The organism is Nocardioides allogilvus (assembly GCF_003047285.1).
Classification (GTDB): domain Bacteria; phylum Actinomycetota; class Actinomycetes; order Propionibacteriales; family Nocardioidaceae; genus Nocardioides; species Nocardioides allogilvus.
On record NZ_PZYX01000002.1, the window covers coordinates 237,598 to 263,782 of the forward strand.

At 68.3% G+C, this 26,185-nt stretch carries 23 protein-coding genes and 1 riboswitch; of the genes, 16 read left to right on the plus strand and 7 right to left on the minus strand.

Annotation, left to right across the window (positions count from 1 at the left end):
• Nucleotides 1-78 precede the first annotated feature (78 nt).
• From C9J87_RS04465 to C9J87_RS04510, 10 genes are all read left to right on the plus strand, one after another.
• Nucleotides 79-1,872 carry an AMP-dependent synthetase/ligase gene (locus tag C9J87_RS04465; protein WP_010833591.1) on the plus strand — a complete coding sequence of 598 codons (1,794 nt, stop codon included), beginning with the start codon at nt 79-81 and terminating at the stop codon, nt 1,870-1,872.
• 277 nt (nt 1,873-2,149) lie between these two features.
• On the plus strand, nt 2,150-2,926 hold the full coding sequence (gene cpaB / locus C9J87_RS04470) for a Flp pilus assembly protein CpaB (protein ID WP_010833592.1): 777 nt from the start codon (nt 2,150-2,152) through the stop codon (nt 2,924-2,926).
• On the plus strand, nt 2,923-4,155 hold the full coding sequence (locus C9J87_RS04475; RefSeq protein WP_010833593.1) for an AAA family ATPase: 1,233 nt from the start codon (nt 2,923-2,925) through the stop codon (nt 4,153-4,155). The genes cpaB and C9J87_RS04475 overlap by 4 nt, the downstream gene beginning before the upstream one ends.
• A 1-nt stretch (nt 4,156) precedes the next feature.
• Nucleotides 4,157-5,638: a CpaF family protein gene (locus C9J87_RS04480; RefSeq protein WP_036490996.1), complete on the plus strand. Its 1,482-nt coding sequence runs from the start codon at nt 4,157-4,159 to the stop codon at nt 5,636-5,638.
• On the plus strand, nt 5,635-7,533 hold the full coding sequence (locus C9J87_RS04485) for a type II secretion system F family protein (RefSeq protein ID WP_010833595.1): 1,899 nt from the start codon (nt 5,635-5,637) through the stop codon (nt 7,531-7,533). The genes C9J87_RS04480 and C9J87_RS04485 overlap by 4 nt, the downstream gene beginning before the upstream one ends.
• Complete coding sequence (locus C9J87_RS04490; protein ID WP_010833596.1) at nt 7,533-8,465, plus strand: type II secretion system F family protein; 933 nt, start codon at nt 7,533-7,535, stop codon at nt 8,463-8,465. Before C9J87_RS04485 ends, C9J87_RS04490 begins: the two co-directional genes overlap by 1 nt.
• The gene (locus tag C9J87_RS04495; protein ID WP_010833597.1) at nt 8,465-10,036 is read left to right on the plus strand and encodes a sensor histidine kinase; all 1,572 of its coding nucleotides are present in this window, start codon (nt 8,465-8,467) and stop codon (nt 10,034-10,036) included. Before C9J87_RS04490 ends, C9J87_RS04495 begins: the two co-directional genes overlap by 1 nt.
• Entirely contained in the window at nt 10,008-10,655 is a 648-nt protein-coding gene (locus C9J87_RS04500) for a response regulator transcription factor (RefSeq protein ID WP_010833598.1), read from the plus strand. Before C9J87_RS04495 ends, C9J87_RS04500 begins: the two co-directional genes overlap by 29 nt.
• Before the next feature lie 197 nt (nt 10,656-10,852).
• Nucleotides 10,853-11,035 carry a Flp family type IVb pilin gene (locus C9J87_RS04505; protein ID WP_036490998.1) on the plus strand — a complete coding sequence of 61 codons (183 nt, stop codon included), beginning with the start codon at nt 10,853-10,855 and terminating at the stop codon, nt 11,033-11,035.
• A gap of 76 nt (nt 11,036-11,111) precedes the next feature.
• Nucleotides 11,112-11,276: a Flp family type IVb pilin gene (locus tag C9J87_RS04510; RefSeq protein ID WP_084622871.1), complete on the plus strand. Its 165-nt coding sequence runs from the start codon at nt 11,112-11,114 to the stop codon at nt 11,274-11,276.
• Between the two features lie 2 nt (nt 11,277-11,278).
• Here the strand turns inward: C9J87_RS04510 and C9J87_RS04515 are convergent, their stop codons facing one another.
• The 5 genes from C9J87_RS04515 to C9J87_RS04535 form a co-directional block, all read right to left on the minus strand.
• Nucleotides 11,279-12,499 carry a M48 family metallopeptidase gene (locus C9J87_RS04515; RefSeq protein WP_036491001.1) on the minus strand — a complete coding sequence of 407 codons (1,221 nt, stop codon included), beginning with the start codon at nt 12,497-12,499 and terminating at the stop codon, nt 11,279-11,281.
• Complete coding sequence (locus tag C9J87_RS04520) at nt 12,496-13,707, minus strand: hypothetical protein (protein ID WP_156887224.1); 1,212 nt, start codon at nt 13,705-13,707, stop codon at nt 12,496-12,498. Before C9J87_RS04520 ends, C9J87_RS04515 begins: the two co-directional genes overlap by 4 nt.
• A 37-nt stretch (nt 13,708-13,744) precedes the next feature.
• Nucleotides 13,745-14,737, minus strand: coding sequence for a C40 family peptidase (locus C9J87_RS04525; protein WP_036491003.1), 993 nt, complete (start codon nt 14,735-14,737; stop codon nt 13,745-13,747).
• Between the two features lie 13 nt (nt 14,738-14,750).
• Nucleotides 14,751-14,915, minus strand: a riboswitch (cyclic di-AMP (ydaO/yuaA leader).
• A gap of 158 nt (nt 14,916-15,073) precedes the next feature.
• Nucleotides 15,074-15,280, minus strand: a complete 207-nt coding sequence (locus tag C9J87_RS04530; protein ID WP_036491004.1) for a hypothetical protein — start codon at nt 15,278-15,280, stop codon at nt 15,074-15,076.
• Nucleotides 15,281-15,339: 59 nt separating this feature from the next.
• Nucleotides 15,340-15,609, minus strand: coding sequence for a hypothetical protein (locus C9J87_RS04535; protein ID WP_010833603.1), 270 nt, complete (start codon nt 15,607-15,609; stop codon nt 15,340-15,342).
• A gap of 62 nt (nt 15,610-15,671) precedes the next feature.
• On the opposite strand from C9J87_RS04535, the gene C9J87_RS04540 reads away from it, so the two are divergent.
• Nucleotides 15,672-17,447 carry a DEDD exonuclease domain-containing protein gene (locus C9J87_RS04540; RefSeq protein WP_036493112.1) on the plus strand — a complete coding sequence of 592 codons (1,776 nt, stop codon included), beginning with the start codon at nt 15,672-15,674 and terminating at the stop codon, nt 17,445-17,447.
• A 6-nt stretch (nt 17,448-17,453) separates the two neighbouring features.
• Here C9J87_RS04540 and C9J87_RS04545 read toward each other — a convergent pair whose 3' ends face one another.
• Nucleotides 17,454-17,732 carry an Lrp/AsnC family transcriptional regulator gene (locus C9J87_RS04545; RefSeq protein ID WP_010833605.1) on the minus strand — a complete coding sequence of 93 codons (279 nt, stop codon included), beginning with the start codon at nt 17,730-17,732 and terminating at the stop codon, nt 17,454-17,456.
• A gap of 381 nt (nt 17,733-18,113) precedes the next feature.
• Between C9J87_RS04545 and C9J87_RS04550 the strand changes: the two genes are divergently transcribed.
• The 5 genes from C9J87_RS04550 (at nt 18,114) to C9J87_RS04570 (ending at nt 24,941) form a co-directional block, all read left to right on the plus strand.
• Nucleotides 18,114-19,112, plus strand: coding sequence for an IS481 family transposase (locus C9J87_RS04550; protein ID WP_107704850.1), 999 nt, complete (start codon nt 18,114-18,116; stop codon nt 19,110-19,112).
• 74 nt (nt 19,113-19,186) lie between these two features.
• Entirely contained in the window at nt 19,187-23,119 is a 3,933-nt protein-coding gene (locus C9J87_RS04555; RefSeq protein ID WP_107704851.1) for an Ig-like domain repeat protein, read from the plus strand.
• A gap of 36 nt (nt 23,120-23,155) precedes the next feature.
• Nucleotides 23,156-23,782 (plus strand): GNAT family N-acetyltransferase, encoded by a 627-nt coding sequence (locus C9J87_RS04560; protein WP_010833607.1) that lies wholly within the window; start codon nt 23,156-23,158, stop codon nt 23,780-23,782.
• Between the two features lie 53 nt (nt 23,783-23,835).
• Entirely contained in the window at nt 23,836-24,144 is a 309-nt protein-coding gene (locus C9J87_RS04565; protein WP_156887225.1) for a hypothetical protein, read from the plus strand.
• Nucleotides 24,135-24,941, plus strand: coding sequence for an HTTM domain-containing protein (locus C9J87_RS04570; RefSeq protein WP_084622874.1), 807 nt, complete (start codon nt 24,135-24,137; stop codon nt 24,939-24,941). Before C9J87_RS04565 ends, C9J87_RS04570 begins: the two co-directional genes overlap by 10 nt.
• Before the next feature lie 197 nt (nt 24,942-25,138).
• Here C9J87_RS04570 and trpD read toward each other — a convergent pair whose 3' ends face one another.
• Nucleotides 25,139-26,167: an anthranilate phosphoribosyltransferase gene (trpD, locus tag C9J87_RS04575; RefSeq protein ID WP_010833610.1), complete on the minus strand. Its 1,029-nt coding sequence runs from the start codon at nt 26,165-26,167 to the stop codon at nt 25,139-25,141.
• Nucleotides 26,168-26,185 lie beyond the last annotated feature (18 nt).

A 26,185-nucleotide genomic window follows, 5' to 3' on the forward strand; every position in this document is an offset into this window, starting at 1 on the left:
ACCGGACCCTGACCACCGCGCCCGGCGCCGGCAGGCAGCGATAGCCTGCGAGCACCTGTCCCTTGAAGGAGGCCCCCTGTGCGCGAGTTCGCCACGCCGTTGACGACCGAGATCCCCACCGCGGGCAACCTCACCGATGACGTTGTCACCAACGCGCGCGAGGCAGCCGACGCCGTCGTCTTCAGTCGCAACACCGGCGACGGCTGGGACGAGGTCACCGCCGCCGAGTTCCTGGCCGAGGTCAGCGCCGTCGCCAAGGGCCTGATGGCCGCTGGCATCGAGGCCGGCGACCGGGTGGCGCTGATCTCCAAGACGCGCTACGAGTGGACCCTCCTCGACTACGCGATCTGGTTCGCCGGCGCAGCGACGGTGCCGATCTACGAGACGTCCTCCGCCGAGCAGATCGGCTGGATCCTGCAGGACTCCGGCGCCAAGGCCGTCGTGGCCGAGGGCGCCGACCACCTGGCCCGGGTGCGTGAGGCACGCGAGGCCGGCTCGGGCGCAGAGCTCAACCACGTGTGGTCCATCGACGACAACGCCGTGAGCGTGCTCGGCAAGCTCGGCCAGGACATCTCCGACGAGGCGCTCGAGGAGCGTCGTACGGCGACCACGCCGGCCGACCTGGCCACCTTGATCTACACCAGCGGGACGACGGGTCGACCCAAGGGCTGCATGCTCAGCCACGGCAACTTCATGTTCGAGCTGGGTGTGGCCACCCACGAGCTCGACCGGCTCTTCGACACCGAGGGCGCCTCGACGCTGCTCTTCCTGCCCCTGGCCCACGTGTTCGCGCGGATCATCCAGGTCGGCTGCATCAAGAAGCGCGTGCGCCTCGGGCACAGCGCCGACATCAAGAACCTGCTCGGCGACCTCGAGGTATTCAAGCCGACCTTCATCCTGGCCGTGCCGCGCGTCTTCGAGAAGGTCTTCAACACCGCGTCCCAGAAGGCGACCGCCGACGGCAAGGGCAAGATCTTCGACCGGGCCGCCGAGACCGCGATCGCCTTCTCGCGCGCCCAGGACAAAGGCCGAGTGCCGTTGCGCCTGCGCGCCCAGCACGCCCTCTTCGACAAGCTGGTCTACGCCAAGCTGCGAGCCGCCCTCGGCGGGGAGTGCACGCATGCCGTCTCCGGTGGCGCCCCGCTCGGCGAGCGGCTCGGCCACTTCTACCGCGGCATCGGCGTGGTCGTGCTCGAGGGCTACGGCCTGACCGAGACCACGGCCGCCCTCACGGTCAATCTCCCGGACGCCCAGAAGATCGGCACGGTCGGACGGCCGATCCCCGGCACCGCCGTACGCGTCGCGGACGACGGCGAGCTCCTGTTCAAGGGCGGCCAGGTCTTCAGCGGCTACTGGGACAACGAGGCCGCGTCGGCGGAGGCCCTCACCGACGGCTGGTTCCGCACCGGTGACGTGGGCGAGGTCGACGACGAGGGCTTCGTCCGGATCACCGGCCGGAAGAAGGAGATCCTGGTGACCGCCGGGGGCAAGAACGTCGCGCCCGCCGTGCTCGAGGACCGTCTGCGTGCCCACGCACTCGTCGACCAGTGTGTCGTCGTCGGCGACGGCCAGCCCTTCATCGCCGCGCTGGTGACCATCGACCGCGAGTCCTTCCCGGCGTGGGCCGAGGCGCGTGGCAAGTCCGGCTCGGTGGAGAGCAACATCGACGACGCCGACCTGCTGGCCGAGATCCAGCTCGCCGTCGACGACGCCAACAAGGCCGTCTCGCGCGCCGAGGCCATCCGCAAGTTCACGATCCTCCCCGACGAGTGGACCGAGGAGCGCGGGCACCTGACCCCGAGCCTCAAGCTCAAGCGCAACGTCGTGATGCGCGAGTTCCGCCAGGACGTCGAAGCTCTCTACGTCCCCTGAGAATCGCTGCCGATTCGACTCCCAGCGTCCCGGAATCCCACGTTGTGACTACCTGAACGACCGCTCACGTAGTCATAACGGGTGGTGCCGATGCGACCTATGGGCAGTTTGTTCGGTTTAGCCCACAACCCTTCGGCGAGAGCCCTAGATTTTGCGCCTGGGGCTGGAATCTGGGTCCTCCCCAAGCCCCCTGGGCGCGGTTCTGCCACGCCAGTCGGCTGGCCTGAGCACACCCAGATGAAACCCCCTGGATTCTCTGACTGTGAAGGATCGCCACATGGCTCGCCGTTCTGTTCTCCTGCTCGTAGCCGCGCTGATCGCGCTGGTCGGTACGTCGATGATCGTCCTCTACGTCCAGGGCATCGATGCTCGTGCGACCGAGGGCCAGGAGCTCGTCGAGGTCCTCACCGCGACCGATGTCATCGAGATCGGCGACGACGTGTCCGCCGCCCAGGAAGCCGGCAAGTTCGAGAAGACCGAGGTCCGCAAGATCGACCTCGTCGAGGGGGCTCTCTCCTCCACCAGCTCGATCTCCGACCTCGTCGCCCTCGGGACGATCTACCCCGGCGAGCAGATCATCGCCCGGAAGTTCGGCAGCCTCGGTGACGCCGACACCCTTGTCATCCCGGACAACAAGATCGCGATCTCCGTCGAGCTCACCGACCCCGAGCGGGTCGCCGGCTTCGTCAACCCCGGCTCGGAGGTCGCCATCTTCATCTCCGCCGACCCCGTGCGGATCCTCCCCGACGGCAAGGAGCTCAAGCTGGCGCCGTACACCCGCCTGCTGCTCCCCAAGGTCGAGGTCGTCGGCGTCGGCACGACCAGCATCGCTGCCAGGACCACCAAGACCGAGGACGGCGAGGAAGAGGTCGAGCAGGTCGCCCGGACCATCCTCACCGTCGCCGTGGACCAGAAGGAGGCCGAGCGCCTCATCTACGCCGCGCGCAACGGCGACGTCTCCTTCGCCATGCTGACGAGCGAGTCCAAGGTCGTCGACAAGCCGGGCGTCACCGCTGTCGACGTGATGCCCGAACCGTTCCGGAACGCATTGTGACCGCGATCCTCGAGCCCGACGTCGGGCACCTCGCCATCGTGCAGACGATGCTGCACGGGTCGGTGGCGTTCAAGTCGTTCGAGGACCTGAATGCCCACATCGCGGCCAGCCCGCACGAGTTCGCCGTCGTCATCGGCCCCACGGTCGACGTCGACGCGGCCACGGCGTTCGCCAAGTGGGCCCGGATCAGTCGCCCGGACCTCGGCGTGATCCTGCTCCGTCGCACCGTCGACCACGACGTGCTCACCACCGCACTGCGCAGCGGCATGCGCGAGGTCGTCGAGGCCAATGACCTGGCCGGCATCACCACCGCCGTGCACCGTGCGCGGTCGGTCGCCAGCGAGATCGCGAAGACGATCGAGGTCGAGGCCCAGGCCGCTGCCTCGTCCGCCATGGCGCAGGCCAAGGCGGACGTCGCTGCGGCCCAGGCGGCCGCGGACATGCCCCAGGGCAAGGTGCTGACCGTCTTCTCGACCAAGGGCGGCGTGGGCAAGAGCCTGATTGCCACCAACACCGCCGTGGCGCTCAGCGACGCGGGCCACAACGTGTGCCTGATCGACCTCGACGTGAACAGCGGCGACGTCGCGATCATGCTGCAGCTGACGCCGGCCAGGACGATCAACGACCTCGTGGCATTCAACGGGATGATCGACGAGGTTGCGCTCGAGTCGATCCTGACCCGGCACTCCAAGCGCCTCGCCATCGTGGCGGCACCCGTCCGTCTCGACTCCCCCGACCACGCCACCGCGGTCGACATCGGCACCATGATCGACACCCTCAAGGGCATGTTCGACTACGTCGTCGTCGACACGTCCGGCGTGTTCGACGACAACGCGCTGACCGCCCTCGACCGCACCGACACCATCGTCCTGGTCGCAACGCTGGACATCCCCGCGCTGAAGGGCCTCAAGCTCGCCACAGGAACCCTCGACCTCCTGAACTTCCCCCGCGACACCTGGAAGTTCGTGCTCAACCGGGCCGACGGCAAGGTCGGTCTCACGACCGACGAGTTCGAGTCCACCGTCGGCCTGAAGGCCGACATCTCCCTGGTCTCGAGCCGCGAGGTGCTCTCCGCCGTGAACCGCGGAGAGGCGCTGGTGCGTGCCTACCCGTCACACCCCAACAGCAAGGCGATCGTCGCCTTCGCCCACTCGTTCACCAACGTCGATGCGACCCAGTCCGAGGGCCACAAGGTCTCCGGCGGTCGCCTGCGCCTCAGGAGGGGCTGACATGAGTCTCAGCGATCGCATTGCCGCCGCCCAGCGGTCAGCCCGCCCGCAGCAGGGGGCGCCCGCCGAGCCCGTTCCCCCGGTGACCCCGCCGAACGGCACGACCACCCTCGCACCCCCTCCGCCCACAGCGGCGCCGGCGGCGCCGCCCACCTCGGCCACCACCCTGGCCACGCTGACCGCGAGCAAGGCCAAGACCGGCCGCGACCCGTTCGCGGTCGTCAAGAAGATCGTGCACGCCAAGCTCGTCGAGGCCCTCGGCCCTAAGCTCTACGACGCGCACATGACCCAGTCCGAGCTCGAGCAGCAGGTGCACGTCGCGCTGCAGACCGCACTGGCGGACGCCGACCAGCCGATGTCCTCGGTCGACCGGGCCCGCGTCTCCCAGGAGATCGCCGACGACATCCTCGGCTACGGCCCGCTCGAGCCGTTGCTGCGAGACTCGGAGCTCTCCGAGGTCATGGTGAATGCCTACAACAGCATCTACATCGAGCGCAGCGGCAAGCTCGTCAAGACCGACGCGCAGTTCGCCGACGAGGCACACCTGCGCCGCACGATCGACAAGATCGTCAGCAAGATCGGTCGTCGCGTCGACGAGACCAGCCCGATGGTCGACGCTCGCCTGCCCGACGGCAGCCGTGTCAACGCGATCATCCCGCCGCTGGCGCTCGACGGTTCCAAGCTGACCATCCGCAAGTTCTCCGAGGATCCCTACACCATCGAGGACCTGATCAGCTTCGACTCCTTGTCCCGTCAGGCGGCCGATCTGCTCGAGGGCTGTGTCCGCGGTCGCCTGAACATCCTCGTGTCGGGTGGAACGGGTGCCGGCAAGACGACGACGCTCAACGTGCTCTCCTCCTTCATCCCGGACGACGAGCGGATCGTGACCATCGAGGACGCCGCCGAGCTCCGGTTGCACCAGGACCACGTGCTCCGGCTGGAGTCGCGTCCGCCCAACATCGAGGGCAAGGGCGCCGTCACCATCCGTGACCTGGTCAAGAACTCGCTACGCATGCGCCCTGACCGCATCGTCGTCGGTGAGATCCGCGACGCAGCCGCGCTCGACATGCTGCAGGCGATGAACACCGGCCACGACGGCTCCATCTCGACACTGCACGCCAACACGCCTCGTGATGCGCTCGCCCGTCTGGAGACGATGGTGCTGATGGCCGGCATGGACCTGCCCGTGCGCGCCATCCGCGAGCAGGTCGCGAGTGCCGTCGACCTCATCATCCAGCAGACCCGTCTCAAGGACGGCACGCGCCGCATCACCGCCATCACCGAGATCGTCGGCATGGAGGGCGACATCATCACCACCCAGGACGTCTTCCTGTTCGACTACAGCGCCGGGACCGACGAGCACGGCAAGTTCAAGGGCCACCTCAAGTCGATGGGCCTCAGGCCGCGCTTCCTCGAGCACCTCGCTGACCACGGCGTGAAGGTCAACCCCGCCATCTTCGCCACCGGAGGATCACTGCAATGACGCGCCGCCGTCCCGCTCGGGCTGTCGCGGTCCTCGCCGCAGCAGGGCTCGCAGCACTCCTGGTCTCCCCGGCCGCACACGCCGCGGACGAGATCGGCATCGACCACATCGAGTCCGCCGAACGCCGCGTCTCCCTGGTGCTGTCGGTGGACGGTCTGCCCACCGGCGCGATCGCCGACCCCTCGTCCGTCGCGGTCGAGGTGGACGGTCGAGCGGTCGACGCCACGGCGAAGATCGTGTCGGCGGGCGACATCGACCGCTCGACCGTCCTCGTCCTCGACGCCAGCAACAGCATGCGCGGCGCCAAGTTCGCTGCCGCCACAGCCGCTGTCAACGCGTTCCTCGACCAGGCCCCGGCCGACGTGGCCATCGGTCTCGTGACGTTCGCCGGCGACATCCAGCAGACGATCGAGCCCACCACCGACCACGACGCCATCCGCACCGCCCTGCTGGGCATCGAGCTCAGCAAGGGCACGAGCGTCTACGACGCCCTGCTCGAGGGCGTCGACATCGTCGGTGCCGAGGGGTCGCGCGCCGTGCTCCTCCTCTCCGACGGTGCCGACACCGGCAGCGCGACCACGCTCGAAGTGGCGTCCAGCGAGGCCGAGGACCGCGAGGTCGTCGTCGACGTCGTCTCCCTGGGCCGCTCGGCCAAGGCATCGGAGATCGCGGGTCTCGCGGAGGACACCGGCGGCAAGGTCATCCCTGCCGACCCGGCTGCCCTGAGCACGGTCTTCGCAGCGCAGGCCGACGCACTCGCCCAGCAGATCCTCGTGACGTTCGACGCCCCGGACGACTCCAAGGAGGAAGCGTCCATCACCGTGACGCTCCGGGCCGACGAGACGTCCTACACCGACTCGGCGTTCGTCACTCTCGCCGCCGCGACCTCGATCCCTGACGTGGTCGAGAACGGCAAGGCCCTCGTGAGCACGCCGCTGATGCTGCTGGGCGCACTCGTCCTCTTCCTCGGGCTCGTCGGCCTGATGAGCATCGTGATCTCCGGCCCCCGCATCGGACGCTCGAACGCCGAGCGCCGTCTGGACTCCTACTTCGGCTCCACGGGTGGCACGCCCGGCAGCCGCAAGAAGGCCACGGCAGATTCCGGGGCTCTCGACTCCGCAGTGGCGATGACCAACAAGGTCGTCAGCGCCGACATGGAGACACGGATCGCCCAGCGACTCGCCGGCGCCGGGTCGGCGCTCACCGCAGCCGAGTGGTTGCTCATGCACGTCGGCATCGCAGTGGGCTCCGCCCTCGTCTGCTTCATCCTCGGCGGCCCCGGCCTGGCCGTGCTCGGCCTGATCGGTGGAGCGGTCCTCCCGTGGATCTACCTCAGGTTCAGGCACCGCCGTCGGCTCAACGCCTTCAACGCCCAGCTCGCCGAGTCCCTCGGCCTGATGGCGGGCGGGCTCCAGGCGGGTCTCTCGCTGCCCCAGGCCGTGGACACCGTCGTGCGCGAGGGCCACGAGCCAATCGCCGGCGAGCTGCGCCGTGCCCTGATCGAGCAGCGACTCGGTGTCGACATCACCGACGCGATGGACGGCGTCGCGCTGCGCATGGAGAGCGAGAACTTCGCCTGGGTCGTCATGGCGATCCGCATCCAGCGTGAGGTCGGCGGCAACCTCGCCGAGATCCTCAACACCGTCGCGGACACCCTGCGCGAGCGTGAGTACCTCAAGCGACAGGTCCGCTCCCTCAGCGCCGAAGGTCGCCTGTCGGGATACATCCTCGGATTCCTGCCTCCCGCCATCTTCGTCTATCTCTACTTCGTCAACAACGAGTACGTCCGACCCCTGTACACCACGTTCCCTGGATACATCATGTTGCTTGCCGCCTTCGTTCTCCTTGCCCTCGGTTCCTTCTCGATGTCCAAGCTGGCCAAGGTGGAGGTCTGATGTCCCCGATGTTGCTGGCCGGCGCGCTCCTGCTCGTCGCCGCCATCACGCTCTCGTTGTCCGTGATCGGCGTCGTGACCAGCGAGCGCCGTGGCGTCGCCCGGTCCGTTGCCGCCATCCAGGCGATCGACTCCGCCCCCGACGTCTTGAAGGCGGAGCTCGAGCTCCCGTTCGTCGAGCGCGTCATCGGCCCGCTCGGCGACCGCTTCGTCGACATCGGTCGCAAGATGGTGCGGGCAGACACCGCCCAGAAGCTCCAGTATCGGCTCAACATCGCCGGCAACCCGCCCAGCTGGGACGTGAGCCGGATCATCGGCCTCAAGGTGCTCGGGCTCGGCGTCTTCGCCGTCCTCGGCTTCCTCTACTTCCTGGGCCTGGACTGGTCCTTCCTGCGGGTCATCGTCGCGACCGGCCTCGCGGCCGGGTTCGGCTACGTCCTGCCCAACGTGCTGCTCTACAACGCAGGCCAGAAGCGCGAGAAGCTGATGCGAAACTCGCTGCCCGACGCCATCGACCTCCTGACCGTCTCCGTCGAGGCCGGCCTCGGCTTCGACTCGGCGGTCGCACGCGTCGCCAAGAACACGACCGGGCCGCTGTCCCAGGAGTTCAACCGCCTGCTCCAGGAGATGCAGATCGGCGTGGGCCGCGCCGAGGCGATGCGCAGCATGGCGATGCGCTCCTCGCTGCCCGACCTGAAGTCCTTCTGCCTGTCCATGGTGCAGGCGGACGCCCTCGGCATCCCGATCGGCCGGGTGCTGCGCATCCAGAGCCAGGAGATGCGGGTCAAGCGCCGCCAGCGGGCGGAGGAGAAGGCCCAGCAGGTGCCGGTGCGCATCATGATCCCGCTCGTGATGTTCATCCTGCCGTGCCTGTTCATCGTCATCCTCGGACCAGCCGGTCTACAGATCGCCGAGACGTTCAGCAACCGCTGATGCGCAACCAGGTCCGGCCCGATCCCCTCACTGGCATCCCCGTCTCCGCCCGCTCCGCGCGTGCGAGCGCCGCCATCCGTACGTTCACGTTGTCGCTGGCCGCGGGCCTGCTGCTGAGCACCGCCGACGCGACCCGCGCGCTGCCCGTGCTGCTGGCCCTCGGGGTGATCGCGGTCGCCTGCTCCACGTTGGAGCTGGGCGTGCTCACCAGGGGTGGGTCGTGGCTGCCTGTCACCGAGGCCCTCCTGAGCGCGCTGGTCCTGACGAGTGCTCCGCCCGAAGCGGCACTGCTCGTCTACCTGGCCGCACCGCCTGTCATCGCCGGTCTTCGTCATGGCGCCGTGGCCTGCTTCAACGTGACCCTCGTCGGGGCCATCGCCGTGATCGCGACCGCGATCCTCAGCGAAGGCCGCACCGACGTCGCGCGCATCCTCGAGTCGGTGCCCTGGCTGGTGATGGGCCTGGGTGTCGGCCAGCTGGCCGGCTGGCAGTCGCGCTCCGTGCGCGACCTGGAGGCCCGCCAGGCACCGTTCGCCGCCGCCCACCAGCTGATGTCCCAGCTGCACGACCTGACGAGCGCCGGCGCGGTCGGCCTCGACAGCGTGCAGCTCGCCGCCGAGCTCGAGGCCGCACTGCGGCGCACGACCGGGGCCTCGCGCTCGGCCGTGCTGCTGCACGGCCGACAGGACGAGGTCGACCTCATCTCGTCGTACGGCGACCTCAAGCCGCCCCCGGACGTCGACGGCGAGGTGGACCCGAGCATCGCGTCCATCTGCCTGGCCGTCGCGGACAACACGTTCGGCTCCGTCGTGCTGGTCCGGGAGGCAGGGTGGACACTCGAGCTGCTGGCCATGGCACAGGAGGTCGCCGAGGAATTCGTCCTCCGCCTCGACACCGCGGTGACCTTCGACGAGGTGCGCCTGATGGCGACGTCCGAGGAACGCACCCGGATCGCTCGCGAGATGCATGACGGCGTCGCCCAGGAAATCGTGGCGCTCGGCTACGTCGTCGACGAGATCGAGTCCATGACCTCGGAGTCGAGCGTCCAGTCGCTCGCAGCGTCACTGCGCGACGAGATCAGCCGCGTGGTCGCCGACCTGCGCTTCTCCATCTTCGACCTGCGCCACCATGTCGCCGACCACCAACTGGCCGGTGCGCTGGCGGAATATGTCCGCGAGGTCAGCCACGGCACGGACCTGCGGGTCCACCTGGTGCTCGACGAGTCGGGCCCGCCGCTCCCCCGCCGCACCGAGGTCGAGCTTTTGCGCGTCGCCCAGGAGGCGATCGGCAACGTGCGCCGGCACGCCGAGGCGACGAACCTCTGGGTGACCCTCGTCTGCGACGGAGCCAGCATCAGGCTCGAGATCGAGGACGACGGCGTCGGCAACGCCGTCCCGCGCGAGAAGCACTGGGGCCTGCAGACGATGCGCGAGCGTGCCCAGTGCATCGGCGCCGAGCTCACGATCTCGCCACGAACCGAGGGTGGCACCGTCGTGCTGCTCCAGACCAAGCACCACGTCGCCACCGAAGGGATGACTCGACATGAGCACCACAGTTCTCCTCGTCGATGACCACGAGCTGATCCGTCAGGGCCTGGCTCGCGCGTTCGAACGAGACACCGAGACGACCGTCGTCGGTCAGGCGGGCAATGTGGCCGACGCCCTCGTGGCCTTCGAGCAGCTCCGCCCGGACGTCGTGGTCACCGACCTCCAGCTGCCCGACGGACACGGCCTCGACGTCGTGCGCGCCATCCGTGCCACCAACGCCACGACCGGCGTCGTGGTGCTGACCATGCATGCCGGCGACGACCAGATCTTCGCGGCGATGGAGGCCGGCGCGTCCGGCTTCGTCGGCAAGGACAGCAAGGCGACCGAGGTGGTGAGCGCCGCCAAGCACGCGGCGGTCGCCCCGAGGACCTTCCTGTGCACCGGCCTCAGCGAGGCGATGATGCGCCGGGCCACGGGACCCGTGACCCCCAAGCTGTCCGGTCGCGAGGACGAGGTGCTGACCCTGCTCGCGGACGGTCTGGGCACCGGGGAGATCGCCTCCCGGCTCTTCATGAGCGAGTCCACGGCGAAGACCCACATCACGCACATCTACCAGAAGCTCGGCGCCGCCAACCGCGCCCAGGCGCTGGTCGCGGCCATGCGCATGGGGCTCCTGGACCACGTCGCGACGCAGCGGTTCTGACCGGCCGGCCGGACGCACACGTCTGGACCACCCGGTCCAGTCCAGTGGGTTGCGTCACGGTAGTCAAAAGGGACTAGGCGGTCCCGACCGATCATCCGATTCGCAGACGCCGCCCCTCGGACAGACTTCTTCTTGTCGGGTCTGGTGCCTGACGGGCCAAGACTCTCCACCATTCATCACACACAAGGGATATCGAAATGATCCAGTTCCTCAGCCTCATGCTCAACGCTCGCCGTGACGACGAGAAGGGCGCCACCGCCGTCGAGTACGGCCTCATGGTCGCGCTGATCGCCGCCGCCATCATCCTCACCGTCGGCCTCCTCGGCGACGAGCTCGTCAAGCTGTTCACCGAGGTCACCACGGGTATGCAGGGCCGCTGATCCAACACCTGGGGCCGGTGTCCGCGTTCACACGCGGATGCCGGCCCTCGGTACGTTCCGGCCCAAGGAGTGAGCAATGACGATGACCCGCAAGCATGACGAGGACGGCGCGACCGCCGTCGAGTACGGCCTGATGGTCGCGATGATCGCCGCTGCGATCATCGTCTCCGTCGGCCTGTTCGGCGAGGAAGTCCTCGCCCTGTTCCAGGAGATCCCCCCGCAGCTCGGCCGCAACATCTGAGGTCAGTCCTCGGTCGCGAGCGCCAACCGCTCCAACACCGTGGGGTGACTCCCCCACCACCACTGCAGCCACACAGGCGGCGTCGGATCCGCCAGCGAGCGCAGTGCCAACAACTTCTGCATCTCCACGAAGGCGACCGGGTCCCCGGTCGCCTTCAGCGCTTCCACGTCCGCGCGCGTCTCGATCTGCCGGCTGACGCCGTTCTCCAGCGGACTCGCCGCGAGCGTCGCCCACACGCTGAGCGCCAGCACGAGGGGCACGATCCGCGGATCAGCCAGGCCCGGTCGGCCGCGTCTGCGACGGGTGGTGACGACCAGTCCCAGCAGGCCGACTCCGGCGGCCCCTCCCAGGGCGCCCAGCGCCGTACCGATCACGACGTCGCCGTGCGCCGCGTGCGCCAGCTCGTGGGAGATCACCGACAGGGCCTCGTCTCGCGGCAGCGACTCGACCAGGTTGTCGTAGACGACCACCCGCCTGGTGTTGCCGATGCCGGAGACGTAGGCATTGAGCGTGGTCGTACGCCGAGACGCGTCCGCGACGAGCACGTCGTCGAGCCGTACTCCCTGCTGGTCCGCGAGCACGAAGATCTCCGACCTGAGCCCGGGGTCGGTCAGCGGCGTGAAGTCGTTGAACAGGGGCTCGACGACGAGCGGATAGATGAAGGAGCCGAGCACCACGAGCGCCCCGACGAGTCCCCCCGCGATCGCCGGCCAGGCGCGACGCCAGCGTCGTGCGACACCGAGGAGCACGAGCAGCCCGACCGACGTGGTGACCACGGCGACCACCTCGCTCGTCGCCACGTCGCGTGCATATCCGACCCACGTCTGGGTGCTCAGACCGTTGGCCAACCGGTGCCGTTGCAGCATCACGCTGCACGGCAGGGTCGCCAGCCGACCGAGCAGGCTGATCGCGAGCACGCCGAGCACGACCTTCGCCCACCAGCGGCCGGGCAGCCGCTCCATCAGCCGCTCGCCCCAGCGGGTGAACCCGAGCGCCGACGCCACCACGAGGGTGATGGCGAGTGACAGCAGGCTCCACCGACGGGCCCAGGCTGCGTAGTCCTCGCCGCGCCTGATCTGCTCGGCCGTGAACACCGTCTCGGGTCGTACGGCGCTGGGCGCACCACCCGGCACCGGCTGCCACGGCACCCAGAGCGCCGCCACGACGACGAACCCGACCACCGCGACCAGCGTCACGGTGAGCGCGCAGCGGCGAGCGGTCACGGGCGGAGCCCCCTGAGCCGGACCTGCCACCCCCGGAGCACCTCACCCGGGGTCAGTCCCACCGACGCCAGAGCGCGGCGCGTGGTCGCACCGTCCGATGCCTCGTCGTAGACCCGGACCAGGCCGCGCTCGCCGACCCGGGCAGCGACCTCGACACAGGCGAGCCAGGCCAGCTCGTAGGCGGCCTCGAGACTGTCGGACGAGGTGTCGAACTCGGCGACGCCGGGTAGGTGGTCGGGCACCCCGTCGCGGCGCACGAGCGCGCGCGCCCGGGCAGCCGTCGTGCTCAACGGCAGCCCGATGTCGCGCAGGGCGACGTAGTCGGCGAAGCCTTCGAGCAGCCAGGGATCGAGGGAGACCGTGGTCGCGTCGGTGGCGACGTGCACGAGCTCGTGGCTGATCACGACCTGCGCACCCGCGCCGCGCAGCCGCCCCGTGACCTCCGGGTTGACGAAGACCCGCACCGGCCCGCTCGTGCGCTGGGAGCCGTCGGCGGCGGCAGTGACCGCGGCGATACCGGCATACGTCCCGTCAGCGACGTCGAGCGCGTCATCGAGCGCCTCGCTGCTCGCCGGCACCTCCAGGACGACCGAGGGGCGCCACTGCGGGAGCACGCCCCGGACGACGGGGACCGCTCGGCGGACCCGCTGGAGGTAGACGCGCGCCTCCCGGGCGGCCTGCTCGCCGGCTGCCATCACGAGGGCCCGGGGTGTACGCCGTATGACCAGCCGCTCACGCAGCCACAACGGCGAGATGCGGTCGCCGCCGCCCAGGCCGGTGATGGCGACGCGCCCGTCGTCGGGCGCGAACGCGACGAGCACCTCGGCGTGTGCCGGCTCCTCATCGAATCCGTCGATCGCCCAGGTCAGGTCGACGGCGGCGGTCCAGGAACCGTCCGGCGCGACCGCCCCGACCTCGTCGACGTAGCGCGCCGACAGGTCGACGAGTCCGAGCTCGCGCGCGTTGTCGGCGACTGCCCTCAGGAGCCCGACGGACGCAGGATCGTCCGGACGCCCGAGCTCGGCAGCGGCGTCGGGGTGACCTGCAGCCAGGGCCCGGACGAGGTCCTGGACGACGGCCGCCGCAGCGCCCGCCTGCGCCGTCGGCGCAGCCGAGTCGTCGGAGAGGTCGGCCCGGTAGGGCTCGTCGCCACCGACGAGCCAGACGCCTGCTGCGACCAGCCCCACACACAGCGAAAGACCGGCCACCCACCAACGTGGGCGACCGGTCTTCGAGGTCGGGCGATCAGCCAGGGCGAACCGCGCCGACGTAAGGCATGGAGTGGAGACCGGAGACGGCCACACCGGTGCCGGGGTTGGCTGCGTGCACGATCATGCCGTTGCCGATGTACATGCCGACGTGGCTGATCGGGCTGTAGTAGAAGACCAGGTCGCCGGGCTGCAGCGCACTCGCGGAGATGTGCGGGCCGGAGCCGTACTGCGCGCTTGACGAGTGCGGGAGACCGACACCGGCCGCGCCCCAGGCGCGCATGGTGAGGCCCGAGCAGTCGAAGGCGTTGTCGCCGGTGGCGCCGTAGACGTAGGCGTCGCCGACCTGGGCCATGGCGTAGGAGATCGCCGCTGCGGCCCTGCCGGAGGCGGGCACCGAGGCGGGCATGCGCGTGGTCTCGGAGCGCGACGAGGTCATCAGACGCTCACGCTCCTCGGCCTCGAGGTCGGCCAGCAGGTCTTCGGCTTCCTCGAGCTTCGTGTCGATCGTCTTCTTCTCGGCTGCGAGGTCGTCGGTGGTCTCCGCGATCTCGGCGGCACGATCGGCCGTGGCGTCGCGGCGCAGGTCGAGGGCCTCGAGCTCGGTCGAGTAGGCGTCGAACATGTTGTCCTGCAGGGAGTTGAAGCCCGACATGGTCGAGAGCTGCCCCAGGAAGGCACCCGGGTCGTCGGACACGACGACCTGGCCGACGGTGGAGATCGACTCACCCTGGTAGCCGCGCAGGATCGAGTCAGCCACCTCGCCCCGGACCGCGTCGAGCCTGGCGCTCTGGCGCTGCTCGTCGCTGCGGAGGGCCGACAGGTCCTTGCGGAGGTCGGCGAGGTCGAGCTTGGCGTCGTTGTATCGCTCCGAGGCCTGCTCCGCCTCGTGGTAGAGCCGGTCGACCTTGGCCTGGACATCCTTGATGTCCGGGTCAGCCTGGGCCGGTGAAACGGGGATGATTCCGATGGCGGCAATCGCGGTGATTCCCAGCAAGGCGCTGCCGAGTCGCATCCGGTCGTGATTCACGAGCGGGTGTTCTCCCTTGTGTGTCGTACGTCTACCGGGTGAGCTGACGGGTTCGGGCACGACATGCCCTACGCCTCCTCCGCATGCGCGAGCGCATGTCCTTGGAGGCGATTCACCCCAGACGGGAAGTGGTTCCCCGGCTCCGATCCACTGACCGGGGGGTCAACGGATCGAACTCGACGCGGTGCTCGCGCGGACCCGAGTGGCCCACTTCCACGATCACCTGAGGGGTCAGCGTAGTCCGCCCCCGGCACTGCTGCCAATCTCCGTCCCGATGCAGACCGCGTGTCGTTGCTGTGGTGTGGCTCACGTGACTGATGGGGCGTCGAGGCCGGATCAGGCCGATTCCACGATGGGTCCCGTGACCGGCTGGACCAGCCGCAGTGGTGGCACGAGGCCGCCATCGGCCAGCGCCTCGAGGGCGCGGCGTTCGTCGTCGTCGAAGGTGAGCTCGGGCGGTGGCCCCAGCAGCACGGTGACCACGCAGTCGTGGCAGGCCAGTCCCCGCACCAGGCAGCTGTCGCAATCGATTCGTGTCGTCATGTGACGCACCGTGCCACCGAGCACCGACAACGGCCGGTCGCGAGCGACCGGAGGCGTGTTCAGCCAGGGTTGGTGGTGGGGTCCTCGCCGAGCAGGGCCGCCTCGTTGCGGTCCACGATCTCGATGGCGTCGTCGCGCCCGCACCAGCGGCACGACACCGACTCCACGGACTCGCCCCTGACCTCGGTGGACTCCACCGCGTGATCGCCGGCCAGGTCGAAGTGCCAGAACTCGGTCGTGCGCCGTGTGCGGGTCACGTCGAAGCGGGTCAGGTTGCCGCAACCGCCGCAGCGCCAGCGGTGGGACGAGGTCGGCAGTTCTGTGGTCACGGATCCAGCCTAGTGGCGCGGCGTCCCCGACGATGTCGGTGGTCGGACCTAGCGTCGTGGACATGACCACCGCAGCAACCACCTCCCGATGGGAGGCCCAGCGCAGCTTCGACGAGCTGGGCCGGCCGCTGCGCGACATCACCTTCTGCGTGGTCGACCTCGAGACGACGGGTGGATCTGCGGCGGCGGGGTCGATGATCACCGAGATCGGGGCGGTCAAGGTCCGCGGCGGAGAGGTGCTCGGCGAGTTCCAGACCCTGGTCAACCCGCATGCGGCGATCCCGCCGTTCATCGCCGTGCTCACCGGCATCACCAACTCGATGGTCAGCGACGCGCCCTCCATCGATTCCGCCCTCCCGGCGTTCCTGGAGTTCGCCGCCGGCAGCGTGCTGGTGGCCCACAACGCCCCCTTCGACGTCGGCTTCCTGCGCCACTTCGCCAGCGCCCAGGACCTGGCGTGGCCCGCCTTCGAGGTGCTCGACACGGCCAAGCTCGCCCGCCGCGTGATCACCCGCGACGACGCGCCCAACTGCAAGCTCTCCTCGCTCGCCCAGCTGTTCAACGCGACCACGACCCCCAACCACCGTGCCCTGTCCGACGCGCGCGCGACCGTCGACGTGCTGCACGGACTGATGGAGCGACTGGGCGGTGTCGGCGTCCACACCCTCGAGGAGCTCCAGACCTTCACCTCCCGGGTCTCCACCGCCCAGCGCCGCAAGCGCCACCTGGCCGAAGGACTGCCGCACGCCCCCGGCGTCTACCTCTTCCGCGACGACCGCGCGCGCGTCCTCTACGTCGGCACGTCCAAGGACCTGCGCAGCCGGGTGCGCACCTACTTCACCGCGTCCGAGACCCGCACCCGGATGGGCGAGATGGTCGGATTGGCCGAGTCGGTCTCCACCATCACCTGCGCCACCCCGCTCGAGGCCGAGGTCCGCGAGCTGCGCCTGATCGCCGAGCACAAGCCGAAGTACAACCGCCGCTCCCGCTTCCCGGAGAAGATGCACTTCGTCAAGCTCACCCGCGAGCCCTGGCCGCGACTGTCCCTGGTGCGTCGCGTGCTCGACGACGACGCCGATTATCTCGGCCCGTTCTCGTCGAAGAAGTCTGCCGACAAGTGCCTGGCCGCCCTGCACGAGACGTTCCCCGTCCGGCAGTGCTCCGACCACATCGGGGTCAATCCCTCCCGCACCCCCTGCGTCCTCGCCGAGATGGGGCGATGCCTGTCCCCCTGCGACGGCAGCGCCGACCCGACGACCTATGCCGCGGTCGTCCGGCAGCTGCGCGACACCTTGCTCCATCGGCCTGACGAGGTCGTCGATGCCATCCAGCGACGGATGACCGCCCTGGCCGACCTGGATCGCTTCGAGGAGGCCGGAGTGCACCGCGACCGGCTCGCCACCTTCGTGCGAGCGGCCGCGCGCACCCAGCGGCTCTCCGCCCTCACCGGGTGCCCCGAGGTCGTAGCAGCGCGCCGCGAGGACGACGGGCGCTGGGCAGTCCACATCGTGCGGCACGGCCGGCTGGTCGCTGCGGGCGTCATCCCCTCAGGCGCCGACGCACACCACTACGTCCACCAGCTTCGCGCGAGCGCGGAGACGGTGATCGATGCGCCGGGCCCGGTCCCGGCAGCCACCGCCGAGGAGACCGAGAAGGTGCTCCGCTGGCTGGAGGCGCCAGGCATCCGCCTCGTCGACGTGGCCGGCGAGTGGGCCTGCCCCGTCGGCGGGGCGACGCGCCATCTGTCGGTCTACGACGCGGTCGAGGCGTCCCGGCTGTCACTGGTGCCCTTCGACGAGCAGCGCCTGCCGTCCGCCGTCCACCAGCCCGCGCGCTGAGGAGCGTCAGTCCAGCCCGAGCGAGAAGGCCGACTCCAGGTCATGGCGCGAGAAGGTGCGGAACGCGATGTGCGTCTCGGTGGACGTGACGCCCTCCACCTTGTTCAGTGAGTCGGCGACGACGGCGGCGATGTCCTCGTGCTTGCTGACCCGGATCATCGCGATCAGGTCGATCTGGCCGGTCACCGAATAGACCTCACTGACGCCGTCCAGCGCCGCGATCGCCTCGGCGACCTCAGGGATGCGGGCGACGTCGGCCTTGACGAACACGATGGCAGTGATCATGGGCGACACCGTACCGCCGCCTCGGCCCACCGAGCACTGAAGGCAGGGGTCGCCCGATCGGGTAGTGGATCTAGTCCTTTCGGGCCACCTCGGGTCATTTGCTCACGCACGAACCTCTTCCCTCTTTAGCGTGTCGACGTCTGCGTGCAATCAGGCCCTACGAGGGGAACTATCGGGATGTCACACATTGGTCTTGGACGTGTGTGCGGAGCGCGCACCTGCGCCGCCGTCGCACTCGCACTCGGCGCCTCACTGTTCGGGCTAGTTGTGATGTCCAGGGAGGTTGTCCCGCCGAGCGGCGGTGAGTCGGTCTGACAGGTGAAGGCCTCCGGTTGTGAAGTGGAGCTGTCTAGAAACCGCTTCACCAACCAGGAGGCCTTCATGTCCCACGCTAACGCCACCCTCACCCCGATCACCCGTCTGCGCATGGCACGGTTGGTCGTCGACCGCGGCTGGACCTACGCCTCAGCGGCGAAGATGTTCATGGTTGCTCCGCGGACTGCCAAGAAGTGGGCCGACCGCTACCGCACCGAAGGGCAGGCCGGGATGGCCGACCGAAGCTCTCGACCCCACGCCAGCCCGAACAAGACAAGACCTGCGCTCGTTCGACGGATCGTGCGGCTCCGTTGGCGCCAACGACTCGGTCCCGTCCAGATCGCCGGCCGCCTCGGGATGCAGGCCTCGACCGTTCACGTCGTGCTGGTGCGATGCCGAATCAACCGGCTCTCCCACATCGACCGAGTCACCGGCGAACCGCTGCGCCGCTACGAACATCCCCACCCCGGCTCGCTGATCCATGTCGACGTCACCAAGTTCGGCAACATCCCCGATGGTGGCGGGCACAAGTTCCTCACCCGACAGCAGAGCAAGCTCAACGCCCGGGCCACCGCGCGCCGCACGGGAGAACGCGGCAAGAATTCCGAGCCGCGGATCGGAACCGCGTTCGTTCACACCGTCATCGACGACCACTCAAGAGTGGCCTACGCCGAGATCTGCACCGACGAGACGGCCGCCACCGCGATCGGAGTCTTGGAACGCGCGGTGGCCTGGTTCGCCGAGCACGGAGTCACCGTCGAACGAGTCCTGTCCGACAACGGCTCGTGCTACCGCTCATACGCATGGCGCGACGCCTGTGCGGAGCTCGACATCGTCCACAAACGGACCCGGCCCTACCGGCCCCAGACCAACGGGAAGATCGAGCGATTTCACCGCACCCTGGGCGACGGCTGGGCCTACGCACGGTTCTACGACTCAACCGAGCAACGCAACATCGCCCTACCCGGGTGGCTTCATTTCTACAATCACCACCGAGCCCACTCCGCTATCGGAGCCAAGCCACCGATCACCCGACTGACCAACGTGCCTGGACATCACAGCTAGTCCCGATGGCGTCCGCCGCCCCTTCAGCTCCGACGGACCTGGCAGCCTCACAACCCAACGGCACGACCACGGTCATGACCTGGACGCGAGTGCCGAGCGCCCTCACCTATGAGGTCGTGATCGACAACAACGGCGATTTCTCCTCACCCGAGTTCACGTCCCGCACCGCGAACAACACGGTGGTGCCAACCACCAATCTCCGCACCGGAACCAACCATTGGCGTGTGCGTGCCTTCGCTGGCTCGGAGGCATCCGACTGGTCCACCAGCACCTTCGACCCAGGGCCGGTAGGCGTACCGCAAGCGGTCTCTCCTGCAAACGGTGAACCGCTCAAGCAACCAGAAGACCCTCCCCTGCTGACGTGGGGTGCTGTGCACGGCGCCACCGAATACATCGTCGAGGTGGACCGCGACGTGGACTTCATCGGGGCCGGCTCCTACACCACCAAGACGACGTCGCTCGTCGTTCCCGACCCTCTCGGCGCAGGCACCTGGCATTGGCGCGTCAAGGCCTCCCGCGGCACTGGACTGGTGTCCGAGCCCTCGAGTGCGCGCACGTTTCAGATCCTGCCGATTGATGTCCCCACGCTCATCTCCCCCGCGAACGACGCCAACACCCAGATCGAAGATGTGGTGCTGGACTGGAAGCCGGTGCCCGGAGCGAAGTCCTACGAGGTTCAGGTCGCAAACAACGAGACCTTTACCAACATCACCGAGACGCGAATCGGGATCCTCGGAACCAAGTATTCCCCAGCGAAGGGCTACAACAACGACCAGTACTACTGGCGCGTGCGCGCCATCGATCTGGGCGGTACGGCAACGCCGTGGGCCGAATCGCAGTTCAATTTCAAGCGACAATGGCCGGACCGGCCGTGGCCCGTGTTTCCGATGCAGGACGGGTTCACCACGACACCCGACACTGTCAACCACGATCCCTTTGCACTGCCGAACAAGATCATCACCACGCCGGCGCCTTACTTCCAGTGGACTCCGGTCCAACACGCGAGCCACTACCAGCTCGACGTGAGCACCGACGCGAACTTCTCGACCTTCGCGTCGTGCCGGATTGCCGGAACCACGTACACCCCGGGCAACGCCGTCCATTCCGACACCAGCATGAGCCGTGGTTCGGAAGAGGATTGTCTCGTCCAGGAAGGCAGCCAGATGTTCTGGCGAGTGCGCCCCATGGACGCACCATTCAATGACATCGGCTTCTTCGACGGGATCCAGGGCATTTACTCGCCGACCCAAAGATTCACTTGGGATCCGGTGTACTTCTCCGGCTTGAGTCCCATGGGCGGAGTGACGGTGGCTGTGCCGACGTTCAGCTGGACGCCTGGGGTCGCGGCTGAAAAGTACAAGGTGGAGATCTTCAAGAGCGGTGCAGCAAGTCCAATCCACACCAAGACCACCTACGCGACTTCCTACACGCCGGTCGATCTCGAACTCAAGCCCGCCGACGGGCCTTTCACCTGGCGGTTGTCAGCGCTCGAAGCCGGCGGGCGGTCGTCTGCCCTCGTCTCCAACACCTTCAACGTCTCGGGCACGACCCCGACGTCAGGAGCCCCCGCGCTGACCGCGCTTTCGGGGCGTGCCTCCGACCCGGCAACGATGCGTGCACCTTCGCTGACGTGGGAACCGTTGGCTGGCGCTTCGTACTACCGCGTGTCGATCGGAGACGACGACGGGACGAACTTCTACTGGATCCCGACGTCGGACGAGTCGTTCGACAAGAAGTCCTACTTCCCGGCCTTCACCGAGACCGGCAAACGGGTGCTCCGTCCAGGCGCGTACAAGTGGGTGGTCGAGGCCTACGACGCCACCAACCTGCCGATCGGCGTGTCAGCGGTCAATGTGTTCCGGATCGCAAATTTCCCCGCGGTCACCGGGCAGACCATCGCCCTCGACGGCAAGACGCTCGATGCCGGGGCCGGATGCGACCTCGCGTTGGTCGACGCTGGCGCCTTCTGTGACGGCGTTCCTGCGACGCCCGTCCTGTCCTGGGACCAGTCCCTCGGCATGTCGTCCTACGTGGTCTACACCTCCCAAGACGCCAACTTCACGAACCTGACCGAGCTGACCCGGATTCCGAACACCTGGAACACCCGCTACGCGTTCACGTTCAGCAACAAGCAGCCCGCCCTCCCCGACAACGAGTCCGGAGTGCCCTATTACTGGCACATCCGCCCCTGCAAGGCGATCGCGGTTTGTGGGCCCGATCCGGTCAGCGCGTCCACGAGTAGGGCAACCAACGCGTTCCTCAAGACGTCGCCCAAGGTGGCGCTGTCCTCTCCGGGCGACACCGCCCCGGTCGACACCCACGAGGTCACCTTCGACTGGGCCGACTACTTCGACACGAACCAGTCAGTGCAGTGGCAGATCGAGAAGAGTCCTCAAAGCGGCAAGTGGTATCGGCTTCAGGTTGACGACAACAGCAACTTCTCGACTCCGATCGACGACATCAAGGTGGACCAGAGCACTTACACCGCCTTCACCAAGCTCTACCCCGAAGGCACGTTGCACTGGCGCGTCGGTGCCATCGATGGCGCTGACAATGAGCTCAACTGGTCGCAGCCGCGCACCTTCGTCAAGTCCAGCCCCCGACTCGCGCTCACGTCACCGCTGCCTGGCTCGACCGTGTCCGGCGTGACGCCCTTCAGGTGGGACTCTCAGGCCTTCGCCAGTGAGTATGTCGTCGAGGTCTACAAGGACGAGGACACCACGTTCTCGACCACAAATCGGATGTTCTCCGCGAAGGTGAGGACCGCGGCGTACGCCTGGACATCACCGCTGCCCCCCAGCCCCAAGCCCTACGTCTGGCGCGTTCGACGTATCGACTCGAACGGCAATGAAGGCCCGTGGTCCACCACCGGAAGGTTCACCGTCGATGGCGGCACGCTTACGCTGGCCTCACCCGCCGACGGCGCCGCTCAGCCGCCGAACGGTCCGGTGATGGCGTGGAATCCGCTGCTCGGTGCGGCGAAGTACCGGGTGGAGATCTTCGCCCTCGCCACGGGCCAGAACCAGACTCCTGTGACCACAGTGGCAACGTCGTACGCCCCGACGAGCATCTTCGCGACGGGAACCTATCGGTGGAGCGTGACGGCTCTCGACCCCAACAACAATGCGCTGACCACAGCCGCCAGGACATTCACCGTCGATGCGGGACTGACGGCGACATCGCCTCCCGCGATCGCGGCGCCCGTCAGCTCTGCGATCGGGCAGACATTGACGAGCACCCCTCCTGTGTGGAATCAGCCGGATGTGTCGAACGTCTACCAGTGGCTGCGCGACGGTAGTCCGATCAGCGGCGCGACGTCATCGACGTACACCATGGTCGCCAGCGACTACACGAAGCAGATCTCGCTGCGCGTCACTGGGAAGAAGCCCGGATACACCGATGGGGTCACCATCAGCAATGCCATCGGCGTCACCGCCGGTGGGGCGCTGCAAAACACCTCACCGCCGACGATCTCCGGCAGCGCCATCGTCGGCAGCAGCCTCATGACGACCGCTGGCACTTGGTCCGAAGCATCACCTGTCCTTCGGTATCAGTGGCTGCGTGCCGGTGCGCCGATCCCCAACGCCAAGTCGAGTTCCTACAGGCTGACGACAGAGGATGCCGGCAAGGGCATCTCAGTGACGGTCTTCGCCTCGAAGACCGGTTTCAACGAGGGGTCGGCCTCCACGGCGCCGGTGACGGTCGCGCGGCTGACGTCGACCACTGTCGCCACCCTCTCCAGGACACGGGTCAAGCCCGGCAAGCGGGTGAAGATCGGCATCACCGTCACCGTTCCGGGTGTCGCCGGGCCCGTAGGCATGATCAAGGTGTTCGACGGCGCGAAGAAGTTGAAGACACTGACGTTGGTGAGCGCCCGGGACGGAAAGATCGGTTGGCGGCTTCCCAAGCTGAAGAAGGGCAAGCACAAGATCAAGGCCGTGTATCTGGGCAACAACTCGACCGCAGGTTCCAAGTCGAAGCGAATCAAGCTCTACGTCGTCAGGTAGCCCCACGCACGATCCCGCCGCACGTACGCTCCGTACGTGACCTGGATCGGCAACCACTGGCTCGACATCCTCGGCTGGGGCGGCAGTGCACTGCTGGTGTACTCCCTGCTCCAGTCGAGGGTGCTCAGGCTGCGCGTCCTCAACCTCGCGGCGTGCCTGATCCTCACGGTGTTCAACTGGGCCCTCGAGGTCTGGCCGATGGTCGGCATGAACCTCGTCCTGTCCGCGATCAACCTGTGGTTCATCTTCTCGCTGCTGCGCGACCGCCACGATGAGGCGGCGTTCCAGGTGCTGCAGGTGCGAGGGGATGACGAATACCTGCGTCATGTAATCCGGGTGCATGCCGCCGACATCCTGCGGTTCAACCCTGACTTCGTCCACGATCCGTCGGCGGAGGGCTTGGACTCGTTCCTCGTCACACGTGGCGACGAGACCGTCGGTGTCGTGCTGCTGAGGGCGGCCGGCGACACCGCGCACGTCCTGCTCGACTACGTCACGCCGCGCTACCGCGACTTCTCGCCGGGCGAGTTCGTCTGGCGCCGGAGCGGGCTGCTCAGCGACCAGGGCTATCGCCGTGTCGTCACCTCTCCCGCCATGGTCGCCCCCTACTACGACAGGGTGGGCTTTCGCCGCGAGGGCGAGTCCTTCGTCCTCGATCTCTGACCGGGTCTGGTCAATCTCGGGACACGGGCAACCAGATCCAGCACGATTGACCCGTGTCGCGAAGGTCGAAGGTGTTGCTGGCGGTGATCGCGGCGCAGGTCGCGGTCCCTGCCGTCGCGCTCGGCCTCGCCCCCGCTCCGTTCGGGTTCCAGATGTATGCCGGCACCGGCTGGACGCAGGTCGAGGTCACGCGCCACGACGGATCCACCATGCAGATCCACCCCACCGGTCTCGTCGCGAACTATCGCGCCGAGATCGACTGGACACGGCGGCTGCCTGAGCGCATCTGCGAGAGCGACAGCGCCATTGCCGCTGTCACCGTGAGGCGCTGGCGCGAGGACAGGACGCTCACATGTCCCTGACACCACCCGACCCCCGGGCGATGGCGGTCTGCCGGATCCTGCTCGGCTGCGCCTTCGTGATGGATGCCCTCGAGGCCTCCGGGATCCTCCTGCGCATCGAGCAGGGCAGGCTGGCGGTGCCCGGCCCGCTGCCCCTGCCGATCACCGACACGACCATCCAGGCGTGGACCCTGCTCAGTGTCATCGCCGGGGCCATGGTGTTCGCGGGAGTGGTCACCGAGGCGGCCGCTGCGGCCGCCGCGGCGCTGGCGGTCCTCGCCCTGGCGTGGGACCAGCAGGTGTACAGCAGCCACCTGTGGCTCACGACCCTGCTCCTGACCTACCTGGTCTTCTCGAAGTCCGACTCCCGTTGGTCCGTGCGTGCCGCACTGCTCGGCAGACGGGACGCGGTGCCTGCGTGGCCGGCGCTGCTGATGGTGACCCAGCTGTCGGTGTGCTACTTCTTCGCCGGGTTGTCGAAGCTCAACCCCTGGTGGCTGGCCGGCGACGAGCTGCGGCCGACCGTGCGTCTCGACCTGCCCGGCGCCGGGTTCACCGTGCTCGCCGCGCTCGTCATTGCGACGGAGGTCTTCATCGCGACCGGCATGTGGTTCCGGCGAACGCGGCTGCTGGCGATCGGGACCGGTGTGCTGCTGCACGCCAGCATCGTGGCGCTGATGTACAAGCCGTTGACCCTGGTCGCCTTCACGTTCGCGTGCCTCGCGGTCTACCCCCTGATGGTGTCCGCTCCGTTCGTCCGCTCCCGCGATCGTGACGCGCGCCGAGCAGCCGATGCACGCGACGCCGTGCTGAGGTAGTACTCGCCGTTCCCCACGACAGGGGTTGTGCCCCGCTACGTCGCGAGCCAGCATGAGACGCCTGACCGGAGGTGTCCATGTTCCGCACGAGGTGGCTGAGCAACAACCGCATCATCGTCGGCATCTTCGTCGTCCTGGCGATCCTCAACGCCTACGCGATGTCCCACGGCTACTACCTCTGACGCCGCGTCACGCTCTCAGCGCGATGACGCCTCGACCCAACGCTCCAGGCTGGCGAGCGCGGCACCGGAGTCGATGGCATCGGCTGCCTTGGCCAAGCCGGTGGCGAGCGCGTCCATCGGCTCGCCCGCCGGGTCGTCGTACACAGCGAGCGCTGCACCGGCGTTGAGCACGACCGCGTCGCGGACCGCACCCTTCTCCCCCGCCATCACCCGGCGGACGACCTCGGCGTTGTGGGCGGCATCCCCACCCCGGAGGTCCTCGATGGTCGCGCGCGCGAGCCCAAGGTCGGCCGGCTCGACCGTGCTCACGACCACCTCGCCCGCGTGCACCGCCCACAGGGTCGAGGTCGTGGTCGTGGTGAGCTCGTCGAGCCCGTCGTCGCCGCGCACGACCCAGGCGTCCACGCCCCGCGCGGCGAACACGCCGGCCATCACCGGCGCCTGAAGGGCGTTGGCGCAGCCGATCGCCTGTGCCGCAGGACGGGCCGGGTTGGTCAGCGGGCCCAGCAGGTTGAAACTGGTGGCGATGCCGAGCTCGCGGCGAGGCACGGCGGCGTAGCGCATGGCCGGGTGGAATGCGGCTGCGAAGCAGAACGTGATGCCTGCTTCGGTCGCGACCTCGGCGACCCGGTCGACCGGCAGGTCGAGACGGATCCCCAGCACCTCGAGCACGTCCGCCGAGCCGGACTGCGAGGACGCCGAGCGCGAGCCGTGCTTCACGACGGTGGCGCCAGCACCCGCGGCGACGATCGCGGCCATCGTCGAGATGTTGACCGACCTGGACCGATCGCCACCGGTGCCGACGATGTCGAGCAGCCTGCCCGGGACCGTGATCCGGTTGCCGGCGTCGAGCATCGCGTCAGCCAGCCCGGTGACCTCCTCGATCGTCTCGCCCTTGGCGCGCAACGCGACGGCGAAGCCCGCGATCTGGGCTGGCGTGGCCTCCCCGGCGAGCAGCTGGGCCATCGCCCAGCCCGTCTGGTCCGACGTCAGGTCGTCACCGGCGACCAGCGAGGAGAGGACGTCAGGCCAGGTGTGCGTCATGCGGGCGAGTCTCCCAGA